The organism is Pseudomonas sp. R32, assembly GCF_009866705.1.
In the GTDB taxonomy this organism is placed as follows: Bacteria; Pseudomonadota; Gammaproteobacteria; order Pseudomonadales; family Pseudomonadaceae; genus Aquipseudomonas; species Aquipseudomonas donghuensis.
In genome coordinates, this window is the sequence record NZ_CP019396.1 from 14475 (window position 1) to 40277 (window position 25803).

27 protein-coding genes are annotated in these 25803 nt (G+C 63.1%); 12 read left to right on the forward strand and 15 right to left on the reverse strand.

Going from position 1 to position 25803, the window contains the following annotated elements:
* Nucleotides 1-1647 carry a GMC family oxidoreductase gene (locus PspR32_RS00060; RefSeq protein WP_159387931.1) on the forward strand — a complete coding sequence of 549 codons (1647 nt, stop codon included), beginning with the start codon at nucleotides 1-3 and terminating at the stop codon, nucleotides 1645-1647.
* Nucleotides 1648-1747: 100 nt separating this feature from the next.
* Nucleotides 1748-3370 carry an MFS transporter gene (locus tag PspR32_RS00065; RefSeq protein ID WP_036995289.1) on the forward strand — a complete coding sequence of 541 codons (1623 nt, stop codon included), beginning with the start codon at nucleotides 1748-1750 and terminating at the stop codon, nucleotides 3368-3370.
* Nucleotides 3371-3543: 173 nt separating this feature from the next.
* Here the strand turns inward: PspR32_RS00065 and PspR32_RS00070 are convergent, their stop codons facing one another.
* The 4 genes from PspR32_RS00070 to glyQ all read right to left on the reverse strand — a co-directional run bounded on the left by PspR32_RS00070 (nucleotide 3544) and on the right by glyQ (nucleotide 7911).
* Entirely contained in the window at nucleotides 3544-4314 is a 771-nt protein-coding gene (locus PspR32_RS00070) for a lysophospholipid acyltransferase family protein (RefSeq protein WP_010222693.1), read from the reverse strand.
* 61 nt (nucleotides 4315-4375) lie between these two features.
* A complete protein-coding gene (gene gmhB / locus PspR32_RS00075) occupies nucleotides 4376-4909 on the reverse strand; it encodes a D-glycero-beta-D-manno-heptose 1,7-bisphosphate 7-phosphatase (protein ID WP_010222692.1) in 534 nt (177 codons plus the stop codon).
* A 3-nt stretch (nucleotides 4910-4912) separates the two neighbouring features.
* A complete protein-coding gene (gene glyS / locus PspR32_RS00080; RefSeq protein ID WP_159387932.1) occupies nucleotides 4913-6967 on the reverse strand; it encodes a glycine--tRNA ligase subunit beta in 2055 nt (684 codons plus the stop codon).
* Complete coding sequence (gene glyQ / locus PspR32_RS00085; RefSeq protein ID WP_010222689.1) at nucleotides 6964-7911, reverse strand: glycine--tRNA ligase subunit alpha; 948 nt, start codon at nucleotides 7909-7911, stop codon at nucleotides 6964-6966. The genes glyS and glyQ overlap by 4 nt, the downstream gene beginning before the upstream one ends.
* An 82-nt stretch (nucleotides 7912-7993) precedes the next feature.
* Here glyQ and PspR32_RS00090 point away from each other — a divergent pair, with 82 nt between their 5' ends.
* Together PspR32_RS00090 and PspR32_RS00095 are read left to right on the forward strand one after the other, a co-directional pair.
* Complete coding sequence (locus PspR32_RS00090) at nucleotides 7994-8545, forward strand: DNA-3-methyladenine glycosylase I (protein WP_010222688.1); 552 nt, start codon at nucleotides 7994-7996, stop codon at nucleotides 8543-8545.
* Between the two features lie 39 nt (nucleotides 8546-8584).
* Nucleotides 8585-9472, forward strand: a complete 888-nt coding sequence (locus tag PspR32_RS00095) for a lysophospholipid acyltransferase (RefSeq protein ID WP_036995291.1) — start codon at nucleotides 8585-8587, stop codon at nucleotides 9470-9472.
* 92 nt (nucleotides 9473-9564) lie between these two features.
* Here the strand turns inward: PspR32_RS00095 and PspR32_RS00100 are convergent, their stop codons facing one another.
* From PspR32_RS00100 to def, 5 genes are read right to left on the reverse strand one after another with little or no spacing between them, the layout of a single operon-like run.
* The gene (locus PspR32_RS00100; RefSeq protein WP_159387933.1) at nucleotides 9565-9876 is read right to left on the reverse strand and encodes a tetratricopeptide repeat protein; all 312 of its coding nucleotides are present in this window, start codon (nucleotides 9874-9876) and stop codon (nucleotides 9565-9567) included.
* A gap of 12 nt (nucleotides 9877-9888) precedes the next feature.
* The gene (gene trkA, locus PspR32_RS00105; protein WP_010222685.1) at nucleotides 9889-11262 is read right to left on the reverse strand and encodes a Trk system potassium transporter TrkA; all 1374 of its coding nucleotides are present in this window, start codon (nucleotides 11260-11262) and stop codon (nucleotides 9889-9891) included.
* 19 nt (nucleotides 11263-11281) lie between these two features.
* A complete protein-coding gene (rsmB, locus tag PspR32_RS00110; RefSeq protein ID WP_010222684.1) occupies nucleotides 11282-12592 on the reverse strand; it encodes a 16S rRNA (cytosine(967)-C(5))-methyltransferase RsmB in 1311 nt (436 codons plus the stop codon).
* Nucleotides 12589-13521 (reverse strand): methionyl-tRNA formyltransferase, encoded by a 933-nt coding sequence (fmt, locus tag PspR32_RS00115; protein WP_036995294.1) that lies wholly within the window; start codon nucleotides 13519-13521, stop codon nucleotides 12589-12591. Before fmt ends, rsmB begins: the two co-directional genes overlap by 4 nt.
* A 57-nt stretch (nucleotides 13522-13578) precedes the next feature.
* Entirely contained in the window at nucleotides 13579-14085 is a 507-nt protein-coding gene (gene def / locus PspR32_RS00120) for a peptide deformylase (protein WP_010222682.1), read from the reverse strand.
* 241 nt (nucleotides 14086-14326) lie between these two features.
* On the opposite strand from def, the gene dprA reads away from it, so the two are divergent.
* Together dprA and PspR32_RS00130 are read left to right on the forward strand one after the other, a co-directional pair.
* Entirely contained in the window at nucleotides 14327-15427 is a 1101-nt protein-coding gene (gene dprA, locus PspR32_RS00125) for a DNA-processing protein DprA (RefSeq protein WP_036995295.1), read from the forward strand.
* A gap of 36 nt (nucleotides 15428-15463) precedes the next feature.
* Nucleotides 15464-16021 carry an L-threonylcarbamoyladenylate synthase gene (locus tag PspR32_RS00130; RefSeq protein WP_010222680.1) on the forward strand — a complete coding sequence of 186 codons (558 nt, stop codon included), beginning with the start codon at nucleotides 15464-15466 and terminating at the stop codon, nucleotides 16019-16021.
* Between the two features lie 88 nt (nucleotides 16022-16109).
* Here PspR32_RS00130 and PspR32_RS00135 read toward each other — a convergent pair whose 3' ends face one another.
* Nucleotides 16110-17087, reverse strand: coding sequence for an NADPH:quinone reductase (locus PspR32_RS00135; protein ID WP_036995296.1), 978 nt, complete (start codon nucleotides 17085-17087; stop codon nucleotides 16110-16112).
* Between the two features lie 131 nt (nucleotides 17088-17218).
* Between PspR32_RS00135 and hemF the strand changes: the two genes are divergently transcribed.
* Both hemF and aroE read left to right on the forward strand, forming a co-directional pair.
* Nucleotides 17219-18145, forward strand: a complete 927-nt coding sequence (gene hemF, locus PspR32_RS00140) for an oxygen-dependent coproporphyrinogen oxidase (RefSeq protein WP_036995297.1) — start codon at nucleotides 17219-17221, stop codon at nucleotides 18143-18145.
* Between the two features lie 54 nt (nucleotides 18146-18199).
* Nucleotides 18200-19024: a shikimate dehydrogenase gene (aroE, locus tag PspR32_RS00145; RefSeq protein ID WP_100781893.1), complete on the forward strand. Its 825-nt coding sequence runs from the start codon at nucleotides 18200-18202 to the stop codon at nucleotides 19022-19024.
* On the opposite strand, the gene PspR32_RS00150 is transcribed toward aroE, so the two are convergent.
* Together PspR32_RS00150 and PspR32_RS00155 are read right to left on the reverse strand one after the other, a co-directional pair.
* Nucleotides 19021-20592, reverse strand: coding sequence for a SulP family inorganic anion transporter (locus tag PspR32_RS00150; protein ID WP_159387934.1), 1572 nt, complete (start codon nucleotides 20590-20592; stop codon nucleotides 19021-19023). The genes aroE and PspR32_RS00150 overlap by 4 nt on opposite strands.
* A gap of 66 nt (nucleotides 20593-20658) precedes the next feature.
* On the reverse strand, nucleotides 20659-21276 hold the full coding sequence (locus PspR32_RS00155) for an NAD(P)-dependent oxidoreductase (protein ID WP_010222673.1): 618 nt from the start codon (nucleotides 21274-21276) through the stop codon (nucleotides 20659-20661).
* A 76-nt stretch (nucleotides 21277-21352) separates the two neighbouring features.
* Between PspR32_RS00155 and PspR32_RS00160 the strand changes: the two genes are divergently transcribed.
* Nucleotides 21353-21682: a DOPA 4,5-dioxygenase family protein gene (locus PspR32_RS00160; protein WP_159387935.1), complete on the forward strand. Its 330-nt coding sequence runs from the start codon at nucleotides 21353-21355 to the stop codon at nucleotides 21680-21682.
* Nucleotide 21683: 1 nt separating this feature from the next.
* Here PspR32_RS00160 and trpA read toward each other — a convergent pair whose 3' ends face one another.
* Both trpA and trpB read right to left on the reverse strand, forming a co-directional pair.
* Nucleotides 21684-22514: a tryptophan synthase subunit alpha gene (gene trpA / locus PspR32_RS00165; RefSeq protein ID WP_159387936.1), complete on the reverse strand. Its 831-nt coding sequence runs from the start codon at nucleotides 22512-22514 to the stop codon at nucleotides 21684-21686.
* On the reverse strand, nucleotides 22511-23728 hold the full coding sequence (gene trpB / locus PspR32_RS00170) for a tryptophan synthase subunit beta (RefSeq protein ID WP_010222670.1): 1218 nt from the start codon (nucleotides 23726-23728) through the stop codon (nucleotides 22511-22513). The genes trpA and trpB overlap by 4 nt, the downstream gene beginning before the upstream one ends.
* A 109-nt stretch (nucleotides 23729-23837) precedes the next feature.
* On the opposite strand from trpB, the gene PspR32_RS00175 reads away from it, so the two are divergent.
* Nucleotides 23838-24734 carry a LysR family transcriptional regulator gene (locus tag PspR32_RS00175; RefSeq protein WP_036995300.1) on the forward strand — a complete coding sequence of 299 codons (897 nt, stop codon included), beginning with the start codon at nucleotides 23838-23840 and terminating at the stop codon, nucleotides 24732-24734.
* Here PspR32_RS00175 and PspR32_RS00180 read toward each other — a convergent pair.
* Nucleotides 24731-25057 carry a DUF883 family protein gene (locus PspR32_RS00180; RefSeq protein ID WP_010222668.1) on the reverse strand — a complete coding sequence of 109 codons (327 nt, stop codon included), beginning with the start codon at nucleotides 25055-25057 and terminating at the stop codon, nucleotides 24731-24733. The two genes, PspR32_RS00175 and PspR32_RS00180, sit on opposite strands and share 4 nt — an antisense overlap.
* Before the next feature lie 153 nt (nucleotides 25058-25210).
* Here PspR32_RS00180 and PspR32_RS00185 point away from each other — a divergent pair, with 153 nt between their 5' ends.
* Both PspR32_RS00185 and PspR32_RS00190 read left to right on the forward strand, forming a co-directional pair.
* Nucleotides 25211-25426 carry a dodecin gene (locus tag PspR32_RS00185; protein ID WP_010222667.1) on the forward strand — a complete coding sequence of 72 codons (216 nt, stop codon included), beginning with the start codon at nucleotides 25211-25213 and terminating at the stop codon, nucleotides 25424-25426.
* A 104-nt stretch (nucleotides 25427-25530) separates the two neighbouring features.
* Complete coding sequence (locus PspR32_RS00190) at nucleotides 25531-25755, forward strand: DUF1161 domain-containing protein (protein WP_010222666.1); 225 nt, start codon at nucleotides 25531-25533, stop codon at nucleotides 25753-25755.
* Nucleotides 25756-25803: the final 48 nt, after the last annotated feature.

Here is a 25803-nt window from a genome sequence, read left to right on the forward strand (position 1 = left end):
ATGCCATCAGCCGATCCTGTCTACGACTATGTGGTGGTGGGTGCCGGCCCTGCCGGATGCCTACTGGCCAACCGCTTATCTGCCGACCCAGGCTGCCGGGTGCTGCTGCTCGAAGCCGGTGGGCGCGACAACTACCCCTGGATTCACATTCCGGTGGGCTACCTCTACTGCATCGGCAATCCGCGTACCGACTGGTGCTTCAAGACCGAAGTGCAACCCGGCCTCAATGGCCGCACCCTGGGTTATCCGCGAGGCAAGGTGCTCGGGGGCTGTTCCTCCATCAACGGCATGATCTACATGCGCGGCCAGGCTGGCGATTACGATCGCTGGGCCGAGCAGGGCAATGCCGGTTGGGCCTGGAAGGACGTGCTGCCACTGTTCAAGGCCAGCGAGCACCACTTCGGCGGCGCCAGCGAAGCGCATGGCAATCAAGGCGAGTGGCGGGTCGAGCAACAACGCTACGCCTGGCCGATCCTCGATGCGTTCCGCGAAGCGGCGGCGCAGAGCGGCATTGCCAGCGTTGCTGACTTCAACACCGGGGATAACCAGGGCTGTGGATACTTTCAGGTCAACCAGCGCTCCGGCATTCGCTGGAACTCGGCCAAAGCCTTTCTGCGCCCGATCCGCAATCGTCCCAACCTGACCGTGCTGACCGATGTGCTGGTTGACCAGGTGTTGCTGGAAGATGGCCGCGCGTGCGCGGTACGTGCCCGCTGGCAGGGCAACTGGCAGCACTTCAGCGCACGCCGGGAGATTATCCTGTGTGCAGGCTCCGTGGGTTCGCCCGGGATCCTGCAGCGCTCCGGCATCGGCCCGCGCGGCTTGCTCGAGAGCCTGGGGATAACTGTTCATCACGAGCTGCCCGGCGTTGGTGGCAACCTGCAGGACCATCTGCAATTGCGTTTGATCTATCAGGTTACCCAGGCGCGAACCCTCAACCAGGTCGCCAACAGCCCCTGGGGCAAGCTTGGCATGGGCCTGCGTTACCTGTACGACCGCAGTGGACCGCTGGCGATGGCGCCGAGCCAATTGGGCGCTTTTGTTCGTTCCGGGCTGGAACAGGCTTCAGCCAACCTGCAATACCACGTGCAGCCCTTGTCGCTGGAACGCTTCGGCGAGCCACTGCACCGCTTCCCGGCTTTTACCGCTTCGGTGTGCAACCTGCGCCCGGCCAGCCGCGGGCGTATCGATATCCGTTCGGCCAACCCGGACGATGCGCCGCTGATCGATCCCAACTACCTGAGCGATCCTGAAGACCTGCGCGTTGCCGCCCAGGCCATTCGCCTGACCCGCAAGATCGTTCAGGCCCCTGCCCTGGCTGCCTTCAGCCCGCGCGAATACCTGCCGGGGCCGGACCTGCAAAGCGAAGAGCAATTGCATGAAGCCGCCGGGCAGATCGGCACTACGATCTTCCACCCTGTGGGCACCTGCCGCATGGGCAACGGGCCACTGGATGTGGTCGACAATCAGCTGCGCGTGCACGGTGTGCCGGGGCTGCGCATCGCCGACGCCTCGATCATGCCGCAAATCGTCTCCGGCAATACCTGCTCCCCTACCCTGATGATTGCCGAAAAGGCCGCGCAACTGATTCGCCAGGGGACGTTATCCACAACCAGCATCGAAAACACCGCAGTACCGACGCCCTGACCAGGGTGCGTAGCAACAACGACGCCGGACGCAGTCTGCCGGCGTCGACAGTGGAACAACAAGAATAATCACTGGGGCCTGCAGGCCGAGGACAGCAACGATGTCGGATTACATTCAAGAGCAGGGCGCTGCAACGGTGAGCAACAGCCGCCGGGAAGAACGCAAGATCATTTTCGCGTCATCCCTCGGGACGGTTTTCGAGTGGTATGACTTTTTTCTTTATGGGGCGCTGGCGGCGGTCATCAGCAAGCAGTTTTTTGCCGGGGTGAACGACACCACTGCCTTTATCTTCGCCTTGATGGCCTTCGCCGCCGGTTTTCTGGTGCGGCCCTTCGGCGCGCTGGTGTTCGGCCGCCTGGGCGACATGATCGGGCGCAAGTACACCTTCCTGGTGACCATCGTGCTGATGGGCCTGTCGACCTTTGCCGTTGGCCTGTTGCCGACCTACGCCAGCATCGGCATTGCCGCACCGATCATCCTGGTGGGGTTGCGCATGCTGCAGGGCCTGGCTCTGGGCGGTGAGTACGGTGGCGCGGCCACTTATGTTGCCGAGCATGCACCGCCCGGCAAACGCGGTTTCCACACCGGTTTTATCCAGTCCACCGCAACCCTCGGCTTGCTGTTGTCGTTGCTGGTGGTACTCGGTAGCCGCTACATCAGTGGTGACCAGTTCGAAGTCTGGGGCTGGCGCCTGCCGTTCCTGCTGTCGATCGTGCTGCTGGGGATTTCCACCTGGATCCGCATGAGCATGCATGAGTCGCCAGCCTTCGTAAAAATGAAGGCCCAGGGCAAGGCCAGTAAAGCGCCAATCCGCGAGTCGTTCGGCTCCTGGCCCAACCTCAAGGTGGTGCTCACGGCACTGTTCAGTATCAACGCCGGCCAGGCGGTGACCTTCTACACCGCACAGTTCTATGTGCTGTTCTTCCTTACCCAGATGCTCAAGATGGACCCGGCCCAGGCCAATACCCTGCTGATCATCAGCGTGGTGATCGGCGCGCCGTTCTTCGTGTTCTTCGGCTGGCTGTCGGACCGGGTTGGGCGCAAGCCGATCCTGATGCTTGGCCTGCTGCTGGCCACGGTGCTGTACTTCCCGCTGTTCAAGGCCCTGAGCCACTACGCCAACCCGCAGATCGACGCCGCCAGCCGTCAGGCGCCGATCGTGGTGATGGCCGACCCGCAGGGCTGCACCTTCCAGTTCGACCCGGTGGGCAAGGCGCGTTTTGACAGCCCGTGCGACAAGGTCAAAACCTTCCTGGTCAAACAGGGCCTGCCTTACAGCTCGGCTGAGGCGGCTGCCGGCACCGAGGTAGTGGTGAGCATTGGCGAGCGGAAAATCAGCGGCTTCGACGAAGCGGCCATGCGCGCGGCCATCGACAAGGCCGGCTACCCGGCCAAGGCGGATCCTGCCAGCGTCAACCAGCCGATGGTGGTGGTGCTGATCGTGGCGATGATCCTGATCGCGACCATGACCTACGGCCCGCTGGCGGCGGTGATGGTCGAATTGTTCCCGACCCGCATCCGCTATACCTCGATGTCGCTGCCCTATCACATCGGCAACGGCTGGTTCGGCGGCTTCCTGCCCACGGTGTCCTTTGCCTTGGTGGTGTACACCGGCGATATTTTCTACGGGCTCTGGTACCCGGTACTGATCACCGGCATCAGCCTGGTGGTGGGGCTGTTCTGCCTGAAAGAAACCCGTGATGTGGATATCGACAAGGTGTAAGGATTTACAGGCACAAAAAAACCGGCGTAAGCGCCGGTTTTTTTATGCCGCGAAAAAACTTATGCACGATTTTCAAAAAACAGTCATACAGAGAAATAAGTAGCTAAATTAATCACTTAGCGAATTTTCTGCTGAGAAATCCAAATACTGTACACAAGTTATCCACAGATCGGTCAGGCCACGCCCTGCGCTTGATTTGGCGCTGCTGCAGGCAGTGAGCCGAGGTCGCGCTGGGTTTGTTCGTTCCATGCCGCAGCGCGGTCGTTGAGCTCGGCAATGGCCCGTGGGCCGCTGCCTTCGGCATGCATCGGGGCGCCAATCACCACCTCGATGGTGCCAGCGCGCTTGCCCCAGCCCTGCTTGGGCCAGAACTTGCCGGCGTTGTGAGCGATCGGCAGTACCGGCAAGCCAGCGTTTACCGCCAAAGCGGCACCGCTGCGCGAGAATTTGCCGATCTGGCCAAACGGCACGCGGGTGCCTTCCGGAAAGATCAGTACCCAGACGTTCTCTTTAAGCAGCTTGTCGCCCTTGCTGGCGACTTGCTTCAAGGCGGCCTTGGGGTTGTCGCGATCGATGGCGATCGGCCGCAGCATGGCCATGGCCCAGCCGAAGAACGGCACGTACAGCAGTTCACGCTTGAGCACCTGGCTCAAGGGCGAAAAATAGGCGGAAAGGAAAAAGGTTTCCCAGGTGCTCTGGTGATTGGAGAGGATCACACAGGGTTGCTTGGGGATGTTCTCAGCCCCGGTGACCTTGACCTTGATGTTGAGAAACACCCGTACCAGCACCAGCGCAAAGCGGCACCAGTAGACGTTGATAAAGCGATATCGGGCGCTGAATGGCAGAAACGGCGCGATAAAAAAGCTCAGGGTGCACCACAGCAAGGAGCTGGTACCCAGCAGCAGGTAAAAAAGAAAAATTCTGATCGCCTGCAAGATCGACATAGCGGCATGTACCGTTGCGGGCTTGCCCGCCTAGTAAAAGTGCGCCTGTTGTGCAGGCGCGCTATTTGTGGATAAGTTCTCTGGCGATGGCTGCCAGATCATCGAAAATCAGCGTTTTTTCAGGAATTCCCTTGCTCAGGGTCTTCTCGCCTTTTCCGGTTTTTACCAGAATCGGTTGAGCATCGACGGCCAAAGCGGCTTCCAGGTCACCCTTACTATCACCGACAAACCACACGCCAGCCAGATTCACGTTGTAGTGCGTGGCAATGGCGGTGAGCATGCCCGGCTTGGGTTTGCGGCAGGCGCAGCCCTCATCGGGCCCGTGCGGGCAATAGACGATCAGCCCGACCTCGCCACCCTGCTCGGCCACCAGCCTGCGCAACTGCGCATGCATGGCGTCGAGGGTCGCCAGGTCGTAGTAGCCGCGGGCAATGCCGGACTGATTGGTGGCCACCGCCACCGTCCAGCCGGCCTTGCTCAACTGCGCAATCGCTTCGATCGAACCGGGGATCGGAATCCACTCGTCCAGCGACTTGATGTAAGCGTCGGAGTCCTGGTTGATCACCCCGTCCCGATCGAGAATCAGCAGCTTCAAGACTTACCCCAGCAGCGAAATGTCAGCCACGCCCAGGAACAGACCGCGCAGGCGGCTGAGCAGGGCATAACGGTTGGCGCGGACTTTGGCGTCCTCGGCGTTGACCATCACCGCTTCGAAGAAGGCGTCGACCGGCTCACGCAGGGCTGCCAGGCGCGCCAGCGACTCGCTGTACTGGCGCGCGGCGGCCATTGGCTGCACGGCCTGGTCGGCTTGCTGGATCGCCGAGTACAGGGAGAACTCGTTGGCATTGTCGAAGTACTTTGGTTCGACCGTGGTGGCGACAGCGCCCTCGGCCTTGCTCAGCAGGTTCGACACGCGCTTGTTCACCGCGGCCAGGGCTGCGGCTTCCGGCAATTGGCGGAAGGCCTGGACGGCCTGCACGCGCTGGTCGAAGTCCAGGGCCGAGCCTGGCTTGAGGGCACGTACCGACAGGTAGGTGGCAACGTCGATGCCTTCGTCTTCGTAACGGGCACGCAGACGATCGAAGACGAACTCCAGTACCTGTTCGGCCAGGCCTGCGGCCTTGACCTTGGCGCCGAACTGGGTCACGGCGAAGTTCACCGCTTCGTTCAGGTCCAGGTCCAGTTGCTTCTCGATCAGGATGCGCAGTACGCCCAGTGCCGCACGACGCAGGGCGTAGGGGTCCTTGCTGCCGGTCGGGAGCATGCCGATACCGAAGATACCGACCAGGGTGTCGAGCTTGTCGGCGATAGCCACGGCCGCACCGGTCAGGGTCGACGGCAGATCAGCACCGGCACCGCGCGGCATGTACTGCTCGTTCAGGGCCAGGGCGACGTCTTGCGGCTCGCCGTCGTTGAGGGCGTAGTAGTAACCGGCAACACCCTGCATCTCAGGGAACTCACCGACCATCTCGGTGGCCAGGTCGCACTTCGACAGCAAACCGGCACGCGCCGCGCGTTGGGCATCGCCGCCGATACGCTGGGCGATGAAGGCGGCCAGTTTGGCAACCCGCTCGGCCTTGTCGAAAACGCTGCCCAGCTGGGCCTGGAACACCACGTTCTGCAGGCGCTCGTTGAAGCTTTCCAGCGGCTGCTTCTTGTCTTGCTTGAAGAAGAACTCGGCGTCGGTCAGGCGTGGGCGCACGACCTTCTCGTTGCCTTCGACGATCTGCTTCGGATCGCGGCTCTCGACGTTGGCCACGGTGATGAAGCGCGGCAGCAGCTTGCCGTCGGCATCCAGCAGGCAGAAATACTTCTGGTTGTCCTGCATGGTGGTGATCAGCGCTTCCTGAGGCACTTCAAGGAAGCGTTCCTCGAACGAGCACACCAGCGGCACCGGCCATTCAACCAGGGCGGTCACTTCATCGAGCAGGGCTGGCGGCACGATGGCGCTGCCTTCCTGTTGCAGGGCAAGTTCGGCGGTGCGCTTGCTGATCAGCTCGCGGCGCTCGGCGAAATCGGCCAGGACATAGGCCTTGCGCAGGTCTTCCTGGTAGTTGGCCGGGGCACTGATGCGCACGTTTTCCGGGTGGTGGAAGCGGTGGCCACGGGATTCGCGACCGGCTTTCTGCGCCAGCAGGGTGCAGTCGACCACGTCGTCACCGAGCAGCATGACCAGCCACTGGGTCGGACGCACGAACTCTTCCTTGCGTGCACCCCAGCGCATGCGCTTGGGGATCGGCAGGTCGTTGAGCGAGTCTTCGACGATGGTTGGCAGCAGGCTGGCGGTGGCCTTGCCCGGGATGTGCTGGGAGAAGCGCAGCTTGGCGCCGCTCTGGTCGATATCCGACAGCTCTACCCCGCACTTCTTGGCAAAGCCCAGGGCGGCCTGGGTCGGGTTGCCTTCAGCGTCGAAGGCCGCCTGGCGTGGCGGGCCGTCAAGGTTGACGCTGCGGTCCGGCTGCTGGGTGTCGAGGTTGCGGATCAGTACGGCCAGGCGGCGCGGCGCGGCGAACACCTGCTTGTCGGTGTAGTTCAGGCCTGCGGCCTGCAGGCCTTTTTCGATACCGGCGAGGAAGGCATCAGCAAGGCTGCTCAGGGCCTTGGGTGGCAGTTCTTCGGTGCCCAGTTCAACCAGGAAATCTTGAGCACTCATTGTGCAGCCTCCAGCTTAGCCAACACTTCATCACGCAATTCAGGGGACGCCATCGGGAAGCCCAGCTTGGCGCGGGCTTGCAGGTAACTCTGGGCCACGGCGCGGGCCAGGGTCCGTACACGCAGGATGTAACGCTGACGCTCGGTCACCGAGATGGCGCGACGGGCATCGAGCAGGTTGAAGGTATGCGAGGCCTTGAGGACCATTTCATAGGTCGGTAGCGGCAGCTCCAGCTCGATCAGGCGGTTGGCTTCGCTCTCGTAGAAGTCGAACAGCTCGAACAGCTTCTCGACGTTGGCGTGCTCGAAGTTGTAGGTCGACTGCTCCACTTCGTTCTGGTGGAACACGTCGCCGTAGGTCACCTTGCCGAATGGGCCGTCGGTCCAGATCAGGTCGTAGACCGAATCAACGCCCTGCAGGTACATGGCCAGGCGTTCCAGGCCGTAGGTGATTTCACCGGTGACCGGGAAGCACTCGATGCCGCCTACTTGCTGGAAGTAGGTGAACTGGGTGACTTCCATGCCGTTGAGCCAGATTTCCCAACCCAGGCCCCAGGCGCCGAGGGTCGGCGATTCCCAGTTGTCTTCGACGAAACGGATGTCGTGCACCAGCGGGTCGAGGCCAATGGCTTTCAGCGAGCCCAGGTACAGTTCCTGGAAGTTCGCCGGGTTCGGCTTGAGCACCACCTGGAACTGATAGTAGTGCTGCAGGCGGTTCGGGTTTTCGCCATAACGGCCATCCGCCGGACGACGGCTAGGCTGCACATAGGCGGCGTTCCAGGTTTCCGGGCCGATGGCGCGCAGGAACGTGGCAGTATGGAAAGTGCCGGCGCCTACTTCCATATCGTAGGGCTGAAGCACCACACAACCTTGCTCGGCCCAGTAGTTCTGCAGGGCGAGGATCAAGTCTTGGAAGGTACGCACGGCTGGCGTAGGCTGGCTCACGAAATTCACCTGTTTCTAGGGCTGCGAATATAAAGAGCGGGAGTATAACCCGATTCGCGCAGGCCTCTACCCTTGGAGCCTTATGCCACGTTGCTTTTGGTGTACCGACGATCCGCTTTACCAGGCTTACCACGACCAGGAGTGGGGCACGCCGCAGCGTGATCCGCGCCAGCTGTTCGAGATGTTGCTGCTGGAAGGCTTCCAGGCCGGGTTGTCGTGGATCACCGTGCTGAAAAAGCGCGAACGCTACCGCCAGGTACTGTTCGGCTTTGACCCGCAGCGCCTGGCGCAGATGAGCGATGAAGAAATCGAGGAGCGCATGCTCGACCCGGGCATCATCCGCAACCGCCTCAAGCTCAATGCCGCACGGCGCAATGCGCGGGCCTGGCTGGAGCTGGAACACCCCGCTGATTGGCTTTGGTCGTTCGTCGGCGGTGCGCCGAAAATCAATCATTTCGTTCAGCGTAGCGAGGTGCCAGCAGTCACCGAGGAAGCCACGGCAATGAGCAAGGCCTTGCAGAAAGCCGGTTTCACCTTTGTCGGCCCGACCATCTGCTACGCCTTCATGCAGGCCACCGGCATGGTCATGGACCACACCACCGATTGTGATCGCTACGCCGCTCTGCTGCGCTGAGGGTTACAATGGCCGGCTTGCAGAAAGAGGAACCAGCCTGTGGATAAATTCAAGGGCGCCTTGATGGTCGGGGCGTTGCGGTTGTTTGCCAAGCTCCCTTGGGGCGCGGTACAGCGGGTCGGCGCGGCCATCGGCTGGATCATGTGGAAGGTGCCGAACAGTTCGCGCAACGTGGTGCGCATCAACCTGGCCAAATGCTTCCCGGAAATGGACCCGGTTGCCCGTGAGCGACTGGTGGGCCGGACCCTGATGGACATCGGCAAATCCTTCACCGAGAGTGCCTGCGCCTGGATCTGGCCGGCCCAGCGCTCGCTCGACCTGGTGCGTGAGGTCGAAGGCCTGGAAGTGCTTGAAGCTGCCCTGGCTTCGGGCAAGGGCGTGGTCGGCATTACCAGCCACCTGGGTAACTGGGAAGTGCTCAACCACTTCTATTGCAGCCAGTGCAAACCGATCATTTTCTACCGCCCGCCCAAGCTCAAGGCGGTCGATGACCTGCTGCGCGAACAGCGCGTGCAACTGGGCAACCGCGTGGCGGCGTCGACCAAGGAAGGCATCCTGAGCATCATCAAGGAAGTGCGCAAAGGCGGTCAGGTGGGGATTCCGGCCGACCCGGAGCCGGCCGAATCGGCGGGCATCTTCGTGCCATTCTTTGCCACCAAGGCACTGACCAGCAAGTTCGTGCCGAACATGCTCGCGGGCGGCAAGGCGGTCGGGGTGTTCCTGCATGCCCTGCGCCTGCCGGACGGTTCCGGTTTCAAGGTCATTCTGGAAGCGGCGCCCGAGGCGATGTACAGCGAAGACACCGAAACCTCGGCGGCGGCCATGAGCCAGGTGGTCGAGCGCTATGTGCGGGCGTATCCGAGCCAATACATGTGGAGCATGAAGCGCTTCAAGAAGCGCCCGGCGGGTGAGCCACGCTGGTATTGAGGGCCCTATCGCTGGCAAGCCAGCTCCCACAGGATCGAGTTTGGCCATCAGTTGTGGGAGCGGCGTTGCCGGCGATGGACCGCGAAGCGGTCCTAAACAGCCCTGTCGAGCTTCTTCAGAAATACCGTCATCTCTTTCTCGGCCTGCTTGTCGCCATGTGCGCGAGCCGCTTCCAGCCCCTGCTCCCAGGCCTTGCGCGCCGCCGCCAGGTCACCCTGTAGCTGATGCGCCTTGCCCAGCAGCTTCCACGCCGCCGAGTACTTCGGGTCGTGCTCGACGCAGCGCTGCAAGTACACGGCCGCCTCGGCGCCATTGCCCTCATCGAGCCAGGCCTTGCCCAGGCCGAAACGCAACAGGGCGTTATCCACACCCTTGGCCAGCATCTTTTCCAGTGATTCGCGCATTCCAGGCCCCCCTTAGAAGAAGCTCAACCCTACATGGAACAGCTTCTCGACGTCACGGATGTACTTTTTATCCACAACGAAGAGGATCACGTGGTCGCCGGCTTCAATCACCGTGTCGTCATGGGCGATCAGTACTTCTTCGTCGCGGATGATCGCGCCGATGGTGGTGCCCGGTGGCAGGGCGATGTCTTCGATGGCCTTGCCGATTACCTTGCTCGACTTCGAGTCACCGTGGGCAATGGCCTCGATGGCCTCGGCCGCACCCCGGCGCAGCGAGTGCACGCTGACGATATCGCCGCGGCGCACGTGGGCCAGCAGGGTGCCGATGGTGGCCAGCTGCGGGCTGATGGCGATGTCGATTTCGCCACCCTGGACCAGGTCGACATAGGCCGGGTTGTTGATGATGGTCATCACCTTGCGCGCGCCCAGGCGCTTGGCCAGCAGCGAGGACATGATGTTGGCTTCATCATCGTTGGTCAGGGCCAGGAAGATGTCGGCTTCGGCAATGTTCTCTTCCAGCATCAGGTCACGGTCCGAGGCGCTGCCCTGCAGTACCACGGTGCTTTCCAGGGTGTCGGACAGGTGCCGGCAACGGGCCGGGTTCATCTCGATGATTTTCACCTGGTAGCGGCTTTCGATGGCCTCGGCCAGGCGTTCGCCGATCTGCCCGCCGCCCGCGATGACTACGCGCTTGTTGGTCTCGTCGATGCGCCGCAGCTCGCCCATCACCGCACGGATGTGCGCCTTGGCGGCGATGAAGAACACTTCGTCGTCGGCTTCGATAACCGTGTCGCCCTGCGGCAGGATCGGCCGGTCACGGCGAAAGATCGCCGCCACGCGGGTGTCGACATTGGGCATGTGCGCGCGGATCTGGCGCAGTTGCTGGCCTACCAGCGGCCCGCCGTAGTAGGCCTTGACCGCTACCAGCTGGGCTTTGCCTTCGGCGAAGTCGATCACCTGCAGGGCGCCGGGGTGTTCGATCAGGCGCTTGATGTAGTGGGTGACCACCTGCTCGGGGCTGATCAGCACGTCGACCGGAATGGCGTCGTTGTCGAACAGGCCGGCGCGAGTCAGGTAGGCCGATTCGCGCACCCGGGCGATCTTGGTCGGGGTGTGGAACAGGGTATGGGCAACCTGACAGGCGACCATGTTGGTCTCGTCGCTGTTGGTCACCGCCACCAGCATGTCGGCGTCATCGGCACCGGCCTGGCGCAGCACGGTTGGAAAGGAGGCGCGGCCTTGCACGGTGCGGATGTCCAGGCGGTCGCCGAGGTCGCGCAGACGGTCGCCATCGGTGTCGACCACGGTGATGTCGTTGGCTTCGCTGGCCAGGTGTTCAGCCAGCGTACCGCCGACCTGCCCTGCGCCGAGGATGATGATCTTCATCCGCTGTTCCCTTCTCTTGTTATCCGCGCGCGGCGGCGATTTTGATCAGCTTGGCATAGTAGAAGCCGTCGTGCCCGCCTTCCTGGGCCAGCAGCTGGCGGCCATGGGGCTGGCGGATACCGGCCTGGGTCGCCAGGTCCAGCTCACGCGCACCGGGGGTGCGGGCGAGGAACGCCTCGATCACTTCGGTGTTTTCCGTCGGCAGGGTCGAGCAGGTGGCGTAGAGCAGGATGCCGCCGACCTCGAGGGTTGGCCACAGGGCGTCGAGCAGCTCGCCTTGCAGGCTGGCCAGGGCGGCGATGTCGTCGGCCTGGCGGGTCAGCTTGATGTCCGGATGGCGGCGGATCACCCCGGTGGCTGAGCACGGCGCGTCGAGCAGGATGCGCTGGAAGCCCTTGCCGTCCCACCAGCTGGCGGTGTCGCGGGCGTCGCAGGCGATCAACTGGGCGTCGAGGCCGAGGCGATCGAGGTTCTCGCGCACGCGGGTCAGGCGTTTGGCTTCCAGGTCAATGGCAACGACGGCATCGAGCCCGGCTTGGGCTTCCAGCAGGTGGCAGGTCTTGCCACCCGGGGCGCAGCAGGCGTCGAGCACGCGCTGGCCGGGGGCCAGGTCGAGCAGGTCGGCGGCCAGTTGTGCGGCTTCGTCCTGGACGCTGATCCAGCCCTGGTCGAAACCGGGCAGGCCGCGGACATCGCAGGCTTCGGCGAGCAGGATGCCGTCGCCGCTGAACTGGCAGGGCGCCGCTTCAAGGCCGGCTTCACGCAGCAGTTCGAGGTAGGCATCGCGGCTGTGATGGCGGCGGTTGACCCGCAGGATCATCGGCGGATGGGCGTTGTTGGCGGCGCAGATGGCTTCCCAATGCTCGGGCCAGAAGGCCTTGAGCGACTTTTGCAGCCAGCGCGGGTGCGCGGTGCGTACGACCGGGTCGCGTTCGAGTTCGGCGAAGATCTCGCTGCTTTCCCGTTGCGCACGGCGCAATACGGCGTTGAGCAAGCCCTTGGCCCAGGGCTTTTTCAGTTTCTCGGCACAGCCTACGGTTTCGCCGATGGCGGCGTGCGCGGGGACGCGCGTGTAGAGCAGTTGGTACAGACCGACCAGCAGCAGCGCCTCGACGTCGGCATCGGCGGCCTTGAACGGCTTCTGCAACAGGCGCTCGGCCAGGGCCGACAGGCGTGGTTGCCAGCGCGCGGTGCCGAAGGCCAGGTCCTGGGTCAGGCCGCGGTCACGTGCTTCGACCTTGTCCAGCTGGCTTGGCAGCGAGCTGTTCAGCGACGCCTTGCCACTGAGTACTGCCGCCAGGGCGCGGGCGGCTGCCAAACGTGGATTCATTGGCCAAGCACCGTGCCGGTGGCGAATTTTTCGCGGCGGCTGTTGAACAGGTCGCTGAAGTTCAGTGCCTTGCCGCCAGGCAACTGCAGACGGGTCAGGCACAGCGCCTGTTCACCGCAGGCGACGATCAGCCCGTCCTTGCTGGCAGAGAGAATTTCACCCGGGGCGCCCGAGCCTGTGGATAAGTTCGCAGCGAGGACCTTCACCGCTTCCCCGTTGAGGGTGCTGTGGCAGATCGGCCACGGGTTGAAGGCGCGAATCAGGCGCTCCAGCTCAACCGCCGGGCGGCTCCAGTCCAGGCGCGCTTCGTCCTTGTTCAGCTTGTGTGCATAAGTGGCCAGGCTGTCGTCCTGAACTTCACCCTGCAAGGTGCCAGCAGCAAGACCGGCAACGGCCTCGAGTACGGCTGGCGGGCCCATTTCGGCCAGGCGATCGTGCAAGGTGCCGCCGGTGTCGCTGGCACTGATCGGGGTGCTGACCTTGAGCAGCATCGGCCCGGTGTCCAGGCCTGCTTCCATCCGCATTACGGTGACGCCGCTTTCGCTGTCGCCGGCTTCGACCGCACGTTGGATCGGCGCGGCGCCACGCCAGCGAGGCAGCAGCGAAGCGTGACTGTTGATGCAGCCCAGGCGCGGAATATCCAGCACCGCCTGCGGCAGGATCAGGCCGTAGGCGACCACCACCATCAGGTCCGGTTGCAGGGCTGCCAGTTCCGCTTGCGCCTCGGCGTTACGCAGGGTCGGCGGTTGCAGGACCTGGATGCCGTTATCCACAGCCAGTTGCTTGACCGCGCTTGGCATCAGTTTTTGCCCACGCCCGGCCGGGCGGTCCGGCTGGGTGTAGACCGCCACCACGTCATAGGGGCTGTCGATCAGGGCCTTGAGGTGTTCGGCGGCAAACTCTGGGGTGCCTGCGAAGACAATGCGCATGGAGTTCTCGCTTAAAAAGAAAAAGGCTTGCCGGAGCAAGCCTTTGGGAAGAGGAGATCAAGCTTGCTGGCGATGCTGTTTTTCCAGCTTCTTCTTGATTCGGTCGCGTTTGAGCGTCGACAGGTAGTCAACGAACAGCTTGCCGTTGAGGTGGTCGCACTCATGCTGGATGCACACTGCCAGCAGGCCTTCGGCGACCAGCTCGTACGGCTTGCCGTCGCGATCCAGCGCCTTGACCTTGACCCGTATCGGGCGATCGACGTTCTCGTAGAAGCCGGGCACCGACAGGCAGCCTTCCTGGTACTGATCCATTTCGTCGGTCAGCATCTCGAGCTCGGGGTTGATGAACACCCGTGGCTCGCTGCGATCCTCGCTCAGGTCCATGACCACGATGCGCTTGTGCACGTTGATCTGGGTGGCGGCGAGACCGATGCCAGGGGCTTCGTACATGGTTTCAAACATGTCATCGATCAACTGGCGAACGCCGTCGTCGACTTCGCTCACCGGTTTGGCGATGGTACGAAGGCGCGGGTCCGGGAATTCGAGGATGTTCAGAATGGCCATAAGCGTATGAGCTGCACTGTGCGATGAATTACAAACATGAGTACACATAATAAAGGGATTCGGCGCATTCGGCACCTGGCAAAGGTCAGCTAAGGTTTCAGGGGGCTTTCGCACCCGTGCCTGCAAGCCTGAAGGAATGCCCTTGAGGGAAATCCTTCAACCGGTTGTCAAAGTATTATCAACAGAGTTATCCACAGCTTCTTCACGGCAGACCCGGGCTGCCCGATCAAGGATGATCGTTATGTCGCAACCCTTATCGTCGGCGTGTTCACCCGCCGAACTCGAAGCGCGCTTGCGTCTTCATTTGCTGCCGTCCCTGGGGCCGCGGCGTTTTCACACCCTTATCCAGGCCTTCGGCAATGCCTCGGCGGCACTCAGCGCGCCGGCCTCGGCCTGGCGCGCGCTGCAGGTACCGGCAGAGAGCAGCGATGCCCGGCGCAGCCTTGGCGTGCGCGATGGCGCGGCGGCTGCAATGCGCTGGCTAGAGGCTTGTGACCAGCATTTGTTGATGTGGGACGAGCCCTGCTACCCTGGCTTGCTGGCCGAACTGGGGGACGCCCCGCCGCTGCTGTTCATTGCCGGCAACCCGGCCATCCTGGAAAAACCACAGCTGGCGATCGTCGGCAGTCGCCGGGCTTCCAGGCCGGCGCTGGATACCGCTGCGGCTTTCTCTCGCAGTCTTTCCCGGGGTGGTTTTGTCATTACCAGCGGCCTGGCCCTGGGGGTCGATGGCGCCGCGCATCAGGCTGCCCTGGATGCTGGCGGGCAGACCATCGGCGTGTTGGGTACCGGGCTGCAAAAACTTTATCCACAGCGTCACAGGGCGCTGGCGGCCGCAATGATCGCGCAAGGCAGCGCGGTGATTTCCGAGTTTCCGCTGGATGCCGGGCCGACAGCCAGCAACTTTCCCCGGCGTAACCGGATCATCAGCGGCCTGTCACTGGGCGTGCTGGTGGTCGAGGCGAGTCTTGCCAGTGGCTCGCTGATCACCGCACGCCTGGCCGCCGAGCAAGGCCGGGAGGTGTATGCGATTCCAGGCTCGATTCATCACCCAGGGTCCAAGGGTTGTCACCAGTTGATCCGCGATGGCGCCTTGCTGGTGGAAACCGTCGACCAGATCGTCGAGACCTTGCAGGGTTGGCAGCGCTTGCCGCCCTTGCAGGCGGCCGCCACCCCCCGCCATGAACTGGTCGATCTGTTGCTGGCTGCGCCGCAAACCACCGAGGGGCTGGCCAGCAGCAGTGGCTGGCCGTTGCCCAGGGTGTTGGCGGCGCTGACTGAGCTGGAGCTGGCGGGCAGCGTCTGCAATGAAGCTGGGCGTTGGTTTGCCCGGCCTGGCTAAGTACACTGCTATCTGCCTTTATGCGGAGTGAAAGCAATGGTGAGCAGTTGGCGTGTGCAACAAGCCGCGCGTGAAATTCGGGCCGGTGCGGTGATTGCCTACCCGACCGAGGCGGTCTGGGGCCTGGGCTGTGACCCGTGGAACGAAGAAGCGGTGGATCGCCTGCTGGCAATCAAGTCGCGCTCGGTCGACAAGGGATTAATCCTGATCGCCGATAATATCCGCCAGTTCGACTTCCTTTTCGAGGATTTCCCCGAAACCTGGCTGGACCGCATGTCTGCGACCTGGCCGGGACCGAACACCTGGCTGGTGCCGCATCAGAACCTGCTCCCAGAGTGGATTACCGGGGTGCATGACACAGTGGCCCTGCGCGTCAGCGATCATCCGGTGGTACGCGACTTGTGCGCGCTGGTCGGGCCGCTGATTTCCACGTCGGCCAACCCGCAAGGCCGCCCAGCCGCCAAGACCCGCTTGCGGGTCGAGCAGTACTTCCGTGGGCAGCTGGACATGGTGCTCGGTGGCGCCTTGGGTGGGCGGCGTAATCCGAGTGTGATTCGTGACCTGGTGACCGGCGAGGTTGTGCGGGCCGGTTGATGCCCTGATCGCTGGCCAGCCAGCTCCCACAAGGTTTACCGAGAGCCCTGTGGGAGCCGGCCTTGCCGGCGATGAATTCATCTCCGATTCAAGGCAGCAACACCGTCGACCCCACCGTCCTGCGCGCCGACAGCTCGCTCTGCGCCTTGGCCGCCTCGCTCAGTGGATAGCGTTGCTGGATATCCACAGTCAACTTGCCGCTGGTGATCATCGCAAACAGGTCATCCGCCATCGCCTGGGTGTTTTGTGCATTGTTGGCGTAGCTGGCCAGGGTTGGCCGGGTGACATACAGCGAGCCCTTCTGCGCCAGGATGCCAAGGTTGACGCCGCTCACCGCGCCAGAGGCATTGCCGAAGCTGACCATCAACCCGCGCGGCGCCAGGCAGTCCAGCGAGGTCAGCCAGGTGTCCTGGCCAACGCCGTCGTACACCACCGGGCATTTCTTTCCGTCGGTCAGTTCCAGTACCCGCTGGACCACGTCTTCGCGGCTGTAATCAATGGTTGCCCAGGCACCCAGGGCCTTGGCCCGTTCAGCCTTCTCGGCACTGCTGACCGTACCGATCAACCTGGCTCCCAATGCCTTGGCCCATTGGCAGGCCAGCGAGCCGACGCCCCCGGCGGCGGCATGGAACAAAATGGTATCGCCCGGCTGCACCGCGTAGGTCTGCTTGAGCAGGTACTGCACGGTCAGGCCCTTGAGCATCACTGCCGCCGCTTGCTCAAAGCTGATGCTGTCGGGGAGCTTGACCAGATTGGCTTCAGGCAGCACATGCACTTCGCTGTAGGCACCCAGCGGGCCGCCGGCATAGGCGACGCGGTCGCCGATTTTCAGCCCAGAGACCTGCTCACCCACTGCCTCGACCACCCCGGCGCCTTCAGTGCCCAGGCCCGAGGGCAGCGATGGCGGCGCATAGAGGCCGCTGCGAAAGTAGGTATCGATGAAGTTCAGGCCGATTGCCTGGTTACGCACGCGAACTTGCTGCGGGCCGGGCGCCGCCGGCTCGAAGTCGACCAGGGTGAGGACTTCGGGGCCGCCATGCTGGCTGAACTGAATACGCTTGGCCATCTGCACTCTCCTGAAGGTACCGGGAAAACCCCTATCGGACGCCTTTGCTTGATCGCCGTCAACTGCGGCCAGCCTGCCGCCGGTGGTATGCTACGCGCCGAATTTGCCTTAGCCCGCTTCCAGGTGACCTGATGACTAGCCGCACCGAGGCCGTGAAAGCCTACCTGCTCGACCTGCAAGACCGTATCTGCACCGCCCTCGAAAACGAAGACGGTGGTGCCCGCTTTGTCGAGGATGCCTGGACGCGCGAGGCCGGCGGCGGTGGGCGGACCCGGGTGATCGGTGATGGCAAGGTCATCGAGAAAGGTGGGGTGAACTTCTCTCACGTTTTCGGCAGCGGTCTGCCGCCATCGGCCAGTGCCCACCGGCCGGAGCTGGCCGGGCGTGGCTTCGAAGCGTTGGGCGTGTCGTTGGTGATCCACCCGCATAACCCGCATGTACCGACCTCACACGCCAACGTGCGTTTCTTCATTGCCGAGAAAGAAGGTGAAGAAGCCGTCTGGTGGTTCGGCGGTGGCTTTGACCTGACGCCTTACTACGGTAACGAAGAAGACTGCGTGCACTGGCACCGGGTTGCCGAGCGCGCCTGTGCGCCTTTCGGTGCCGACGTCTATCCGCGTTACAAGGCCTGGTGCGACCGCTACTTCCACCTCAAGCACCGCGGCGAACCACGGGGTATTGGCGGCCTGTTCTTCGATGACCTGAACGAGTGGGACTTCGATACCTGCTTTGCCTTCATCCGTGCCATTGGCGATGCCTATGTCGAGGCTTACCTGCCGATCGTCCAGCGCCGCAAGGATCAGCCCTACACCGCCGAGCAGCGTGAGTTCCAGGAATACCGTCGCGGCCGTTATGTCGAGTTCAACCTGGTCTACGACCGTGGCACCCTGTTCGGCCTGCAATCGGGCGGGCGCACCGAATCGATCCTGATGTCGCTGCCACCGCACGTGCGTTGGGGGTACGATTGGAAGGCCGCGCCAGGCAGCGAAGAAGCGCGCCTGACCGAGTATTTCCTGCAGGACCGTGACTGGCTTGGCGAGGCCAAGACCAGCCATTGAGCTGCTGTGGATAACTTTCCGGGCCTGCCCGGCCTTGACCCAGGAACCGCGTGAATGGACCAGTACGTTGTATTCGGCAACCCGATCGGCCACAGCAAGTCGCCGCTGATCCACCGTCTGTTCGCCGACCAGACCGGCCAGCAGTTGGAATACAGCACCTTGCTGGCGCCGCTGGATGATTTCAGCATGTGTGCCCAGGGCTTTTTCAAGCAGGGCCTGGGTGCCAACGTCACTGTGCCGTTCAAGGAAGAAGCCTATCGCCTGGTCGATAGCCTGACGCCGCGGGCCAAGCGCGCCGGGGCGGTGAACACCCTGAGCAAGCTGGTCGACGGCAGCCTGCAGGGCGATAACACCGATGGCGCCGGGTTGGTCCGCGATCTTACCGTCAATGCCGGTGTGCAACTGACCGGCAAACGCATCCTGCTGCTCGGCGCCGGCGGGGCCGTGCGCGGGGTGCTGGAGCCGTTGCTGGCACACAACCCGGCATCGCTGGTGATCGCCAACCGCACGGTGGAAAAAGCCGAACAACTGGCCCGTGAGTTCGCCGACCTGGGGCCGGTGGCTGCCAGCGGTTTCGACTGGCTTGAAGAGCCGGTCGACCTGATCATCAATGCGACTTCTGCCAGCCTTGCCGGTGAACTGCCGCCCATCTCCGCCAGCCTGATCGAGCCGGGTAACACCGTGTGCTACGACATGATGTATGGCAAGGAGCCGACGCCTTTCTGCCGTTGGGCCAGCGAGCACAAGGCCGCCAAGGTCCTGGATGGCCTGGGCATGCTCGCCGAACAGGCCGCCGAGGCGTTCTTCATCTGGCGTGGCGTGCGTCCCGACACCGCCCCGGTGCTGGACGAATTGCGCCGCCAACTGGCGCGCGGCTAATCCTCGAAGCGGATCGGGCAGTTCGCTGCCCCTTCGAGTTTGTGCAATTCCTCGATCACTTGCGGGCGCGCCCGTTGCAGCGTCAGGCTGCCGCCTGCGCGACCTAGCCGTCGTGCCTCGCGGTGCAGCATGTCGACCCCGGAATAGTCGATGAAATTGATCTGCCGCGCATCGATCACCACCTGCGGGCCCTGGCAACGTTGCAGGCGTACCTGCAGGTAATGACTGGCGCCAAAGAAGATTGAACCGCCTACACGCAGTACATCGGCATCGCCCTCCCGGGACTGCTGTACCCGTGGTCGCGAGGTGCGCTTGAGGTAAAAGAACAGCGACGCCAGCACCCCGGCGTAGATGGCCGTTTGCAGTTCCAGCAACAAGGTGGCGGCGCCCGTCAGGGCCATGACCAGGAATTCCGAACGGCTGACCCGGAATAGCGCACGTATCGCCCGATGATCAACCAGGCCCCAGCAGATCAGCAGGATACTGCCAGCCATGGCCGGGATCGGGATATGCGCGATCAACCCCGCCCCGGTCACCGCAAACAAGGTTACCCACAGGGCGGCAAACACCCCCGCCAGGGGCGAGCGGGCGCCAGCGTCATAGCTGAGCCCGGAGCGGGTGAAGGAACCGGACGACAGATAGCCGGAGAAGAATCCGCCGACCATGTTCGACAGGCCCTGAGCGCGGATCTCCTGATTGGCGTCGATGAGCTGTTCAGAGTGCGATGACAGCGAGCGGGCAATCGACAGGCTGGTGACCAGGCCGAGCATGCCGACCGCCACGGCGCTGGGCAGCAGACGCAGGATCAATTCCAGGTCCAGCAGTGGCAACGGACTCAACGGTGGCAACTGGCCGATGAAGCCGGGTACCAACTGCACATGGCCAAATAGCCCTGGTAGCGACCAGCCCAGCAAGCTGGCGAGCGTCAACGTTATCAACAGGCCGGGCCAGCGCGGGCGCAGCATCTTTACCGCAGCACCCAGCAGCACAGTGCCCAGGCCGAGCAATAACGAAGGCCAATCCACCTCCCCGGCGTGCTCCAGCAGGTGTTGCAGGGTCTTCAAGGCCGTGGCCTGGCTGGGCAGGTTCATCCCCAGCAAGTTGGGCAGTTGTCCAAGCGCGATCACCACCGCAGCACCCAGGGTGAAGCCCAGCACCACCGATTGCGAGACAAAATTGACCAGCGCGCCAAAGCGCAACAGCCCCAGCAACCACTGAAACACCCCAGCGAGGAAGGTCAGCAGCAGGATCAGGGTGATGTAGTCGCTGCTGCCAGCGACCGCCAGCGGGCTGACGCTGGCGTAGAGAACGATGGAGATCGCCGCCGTTGGCCCGCAGATCAGGTGCCAGGACGAACCCCAGAGGCAGGCGACCATCACCGGCACAATCGCCGCGTACAGCCCGTACTCGGCGGGCAGCCCGGCGATCAGGGCGTAGGCGATCGATTGTGGCAGTGCCAGGATCGCCCCGCTCAGACCCACCAACAGATCACGGCGCGCGCTGGCTCGGGTCTGGCGCGGCAGCCAGGTGAGAAACGGCAGCAGTCGGTGGCGATCAGGCCAGGCCATGAAGACTCTCTATCGCAGGCAGAAGCTGTTCAGGGTGCGATGTCCGACGCTCGGGTGCAAGCCGTGTCAGAAGACAAAGTTCACGTGCTCACCGTGGTGCAGTTTCAGCTCCAGGGCATCGACCATGGCGGCTGCCACCCGTGCCAGGCGCTGCAGTGGTTCGGCCAGACCGGGTTCGAGGGTGCCATGCGTCTGGTGAAAGTGCTCGATGCCCAGGCCGGCGACTTGCTGCGGACTGTTGATCAGGGTCCAGTGCAGCGGGCTGCGTTGCAACAGGTCGACGATCTGGTCGGCACAGGCCCGTTGCTGCTCGCTGTGCCCTTCGCCCTGATCGAGCACGCTGAAATCGCCCACCAGCAACAGCCGGCGTATAGTGGTGCGGGTCATGCCTGCGATCAGCGCCTGGCTCATGCGCAGTTGTGCGGCAAAGTCGTCGGGCGCCAGTGCAGGCAGCAGGCAGACCACTGCCGAGCCACCGGCCACGCTTTGCTCGGCCTGATCGGGGTTGTCCAGGCCGCCAGTCTTGAAGTGCAAGCCGGGGCGTGGCGCCAGGCTGTTGAGGTTATCGACCACGGCGATCACCTCATGCTGGCGCTTGAGCAGTTCAGCCATCAGGGCGCTGCCCAGGCTGCTCAAACCTCCCAGCAGGACCAGTTTGAACGCTGGGGTTTCGGCATTTTTCACCAGATCACTCCATTGGCAGCGGGTGATCATTTGACCCGCGTAGACCCTGCGGGTTCGTTGTAATTCAGGAGTTTTCGTGCAAAGGATCAAAGGCTATCACGCCCATATCTACTATGACGCCAGCACCATGGAGCAGGCCCGGCAACTGTGTGAAGAAGCCGCGCGGCTGTTTCCGGTGACCATGGGGCGCATGCATCAGAAGCCGGTCGGGCCGCATCCGGACTGGAGCTGCCAACTGGCGTTCGGGCCTGAGGTGGTGGGGGTGGTGTTGCCCTGGCTGGCGTTGTATCGCCGAGGGTTGGTGGTGTTTCTGCATCCGCTGACCGGCGATGATCTGGCCGATCATCGTGATCATGCGATCTGGATGGGGGCGGTGCGGCCTTTGGATCTTTCGATCTTCAAGTAGTTTACGGCTCCGGGGTAGGAGCGGGCTTGCGCGCACCTCGCACACCCTGGGCCAGTGCCGAGCACAGCTCAAGCACATCACCCACGGCCTGCTCGGCAGTCTTGGCAGTGGCAATCTTGTCGACCAGCGCCGAACCGACCACGACACCATCCGACAGTTTGGCAATTGCCGCGGCTTGCTCCGGGGTGCGGATACCGAAGCCGACGCTGATCGGCAGGTCGGTGTGGCGACGCAGGCGCTCGATGGCACTGCTGACGTGTTCGGTCGTCGCGGAGCCGGCACCGGTCACACCGGCAACCGACACGTAGTAGACAAAGCCCGAGCTGCGCTCCAGCACGCGTGGCAGGCGCACGTCATCGGTGGTCGGGGTGGTCAGGCGGATGAAGTCGATACCCGCGGCCTGGGCCGGGGTGGCCAGCTCGGCGTCATGCTCCGGTGGCAGGTCGACGATGATCAGGCCATCCACGCCCACTGCCTTGGCCTGGGCAACGAAGGCCTCGACGCCAAAGCGGTGGATCGGGTTGTAGTAACCCATCAGCACGATCGGCGTGGTCTGGTTGTCGACGCGGAACTCGCCCACCATCTGCAAGGTCTTCGCCAGGGTCTGGCCGGCCTCCAGGGCGCGCAGGGTGGCGAGCTGAATCGCCACGCCGTCGGCCATCGGGTCGGTGAACGGCATGCCCAGCTCGATCACGTCGGCGCCAGCGGCGGGCAGGCCTTTGAGAATTTGCAGCGAGGCGTCGTAGCCTGGGTCGCCAGCAGTGATGAAGGTGACCAGTGCCGAGCGGCCTTCGGCCTTCAGCTCGGCGAAGCGTTGTTCAAGACGGCTCATGCCTGTTTCTCCTGGGCAGCCATATGGCTCATCACGGTTTGCATGTCTTTGTCGCCGCGCCCGGACAGGCACACCACCATCAGGTGATCCTTGGGCAAGGTCGGCGCGCGTTTGATCGCTTCGGCCAGGGCATGGGAGGTTTCCAGGGCCGGAATGATGCCTTCCAGGCGGCAGGTGGTGTGGAACGCGGCCAGGGCTTCGTCGTCGGTGATACTGACGTATTCGACCCGCTTCACTTCGTGCAACCAGGCGTGTTCAGGGCCGATGCCGGGGTAGTCGAGGCCGGCGGAAATCGAGTGGGCGTCGGTGATCTGGCCGTCGGCATCCTGCAGCAGGTAGGTGCGGTTGCCGTGCAGTACGCCCGGTACGCCACCGTTGAGGCTGGCGGCATGCTTGTCGGTGTCGACGCCATGGCCCCCGGCTTCAACGCCGATGATTTGCACGCTGGCGTCATCGAGGAAGTCGTGGAACAGGCCCATGGCGTTGGAGCCGCCGCCGACGCAGGCGATCAGGCTGTCGGGCAGGCGCCCTTCCTTGGCCTGCAGCTGTTCGCGGGTCTCTTTGCCGATGATCGATTGGAAGTCGCGGACCATTGCCGGGTACGGGTGCGGGCCGGCTACAGTGCCAATCAGGTAGAAGGTGTCGTCGACGTTGGTGACCCAGTCGCGCAGGGCCTCGTTCATCGCGTCCTTGAGGGTGCCGGTGCCGGCGGTTACCGGGACGATTTCGGCGCCCAGCAACTTCATGCGGAACACGTTGGCCTGCTGGCGTTCGATGTCGGTGGCGCCCATGTAGATCACGCAAGGCAGGCCGAAACGCGCGGCGACGGTGGCAGTGGCCACGCCGTGCATGCCGGCGCCGGTTTCGGCGATCAGGCGTTTCTTGCCCATGCGCTTGGCCAGCAGCACCTGGCCGATGCAGTTGTTCACCTTGTGTGCGCCGGTGTGGTTGAGCTCTTCACGCTTGAAGAAGATCTTCGCGCCACCGCAGTGTTCGGTCAGGCGTTCGGCGAAGTACAGCGGGTTGGGCCTGCCGATGTAGTCGCGCTGAAAGTACGCCAGTTGCTCGAGGAACTGCGGGTCGGCCTTGGCCGCTTCGTACTCGCGGGCAAGGTCCAGCACCAGCGGCATCAGGGTTTCTGCCACGTAGCGGCCGCCGAATGCGCCAAACAGGCCATTGGCATCAGGGCCGGCGCGGAAGTTGGTCTGGGTCATGGGTCGCTCCAGGGCGGTAGTTAAGTCGTCAATGGCTTTACTCTAACCACGACACGCGCAGCTGAAAACCGATAAGATTGCGACAACATGTCAGGAAAACTCACACGTTATGCGCCAGGACCTGCCTCCCCTCAATGCCCTTCGGGCCTTTGAAGCCACCGCCCGGCTCAACAGTGTCAGCCAGGCAGCCGAGCAGCTGCATGTTACTCATGGCGCAGTGAGCCGCCAGTTGAAGGTGCTTGAAGAGCATCTTGGCGTGGCGCTGTTCGTCAAAGAAGGACGCGGCCTTAAACTCACAGATGCCGGCGTGCGCCTGCGCGATGCCAGCAGCGATGCTTTTGAGCGCTTGCGCGGGGTTTGTGCAGAAATCAGCCAGAGCAGCGCCGATGCGCCGTTTGTCCTCGGTTGCTCCGGCAGCCTGCTGGCGCGCTGGTTTATCCCGCGACTGGGCCGGCTCAAGGCGGACTTGCCAGAACTGCGCCTGCACCTGTCCGCCGGTGAAGGTGATCTCGACCCGCGCCGCCCCGGGCTGGATGCGCTACTGGTGTTTGCCGAGCCGCCGTGGCCTGCGGATATGCAGGTGCACGTGCTGGCCCAAGAGCGCATCGGCCCGGTGCTCAGCCCGCACTTTCCCGGGTTCAACCGCTTGCAGCGGGCGCCTGCGCAGGCGCTACTGGCGGAAACGCTGCTGCAGACCACCTCGCGCCCACAAGCCTGGCCAAACTGGGCCGTGCAGCAGGGTATCGACCCCCAGGCGCTGCGCTATGGGCAGGATTTCGAGCATCTGTATTACTTGTTGGAGGCGGCAGTGGCGGGGCTGGGGGTGGCGATAGCGCCGCAGCCGCTGGTCGCTGATGACTTGCGTGGCGGGCGCCTGGCTGCGCCCTGGGGGTTTTGTGAAACCCAGGCGGCGCTGGCCCTGTGGGTGCCGCGACGCGCCGCAGATGGGCGCGCCGAGCAATTGGCTGGCTGGTTGCGCGCGGAACTTGCGCGCCAGGCCGCTTAGTTACCGCGTCTGCACAGCAGGTACGCCGCCAGCAAGCCGAGGGCACCGACCGCGACACCGGCGGTGGTCCACGGGTGTTCCTGGGCATAGTCGCGGGTCGCCAGGCTGGTCTCGCGGGTTTTGGTTTTGACTTCTTCGTAGGCATCGCTGAGCAGGTGGCGTGAATGGCGCAGGGCATTCTCGGCATTGCTCTTGAGCGCCTTCAGGGTTTTGCGCGACTCATCCGAGGCATCGTCCTTGAGGCTTTCCAGTGACTTGAGCAGGCTTTCGATTTCCGCTTCCATGCTTTGCAGTGAAGCTTTACGCAGCGAGGTGTTGGCCATGGTGACTCTCCTTCAAGGTTGAGTTGAGCTGTGTAGATTCCGACTACAGGGTGTTGAGAAAGTGCAGTCGAACTTTTAGTGGCATTTACCCTTCGCAGGTAAAACAGCCCAGCGCTGCTAGGCTCTATCTGACATTCAAAAAGGAGATTGCCCATGTCTGATCACCACACCTACAAGAAAATCGAACTCGTCGGCTCCTCGCCTACCTCCATTGAAGAGGCGATCAACAACGCCCTGGCCGAGGCAGGCAAGAGCATCAAGCATCTTGAGTGGTTCGAGGTGGTCGATACCCGTGGCCATATCAAGGACAACAAGGCCGCGCATTTTCAGGTCACGCTCAAGGTGGGTTTTCGCATCGTCAACAGCTGAAGCGGTGATACTGGCTTGTGCGGGTCAATTGCGTTACACAGTCCTGAGGCGCCCGGCCTGCCTGGCGCCCTTCTCTATTTTGATCTGAACAAGGAAAGCGATCGATGAAGAAGTTGGTAGTAGCGATTGGTTTGATGACGTTGGCGGGTACTGCGCTGGCTGCTGGCAAGCCGTGTGAAGAACTCAAGGCTGAAATAGCCGCCAAGCTCGATGCCAAGGGTGTCAGCGGCTATTCCCTGGAAATCGTCGATAAGGGCGCAGCCGCGGATGGCAAGGTCGTGGGTAGCTGCGAAGGCGGCACCAAGGAAATCGTCTACAAGCGCGGGTGACTGTGTTGAAGCCATCGCAGGTCAAGCCCGCTCCAACGTAGGAGCGGG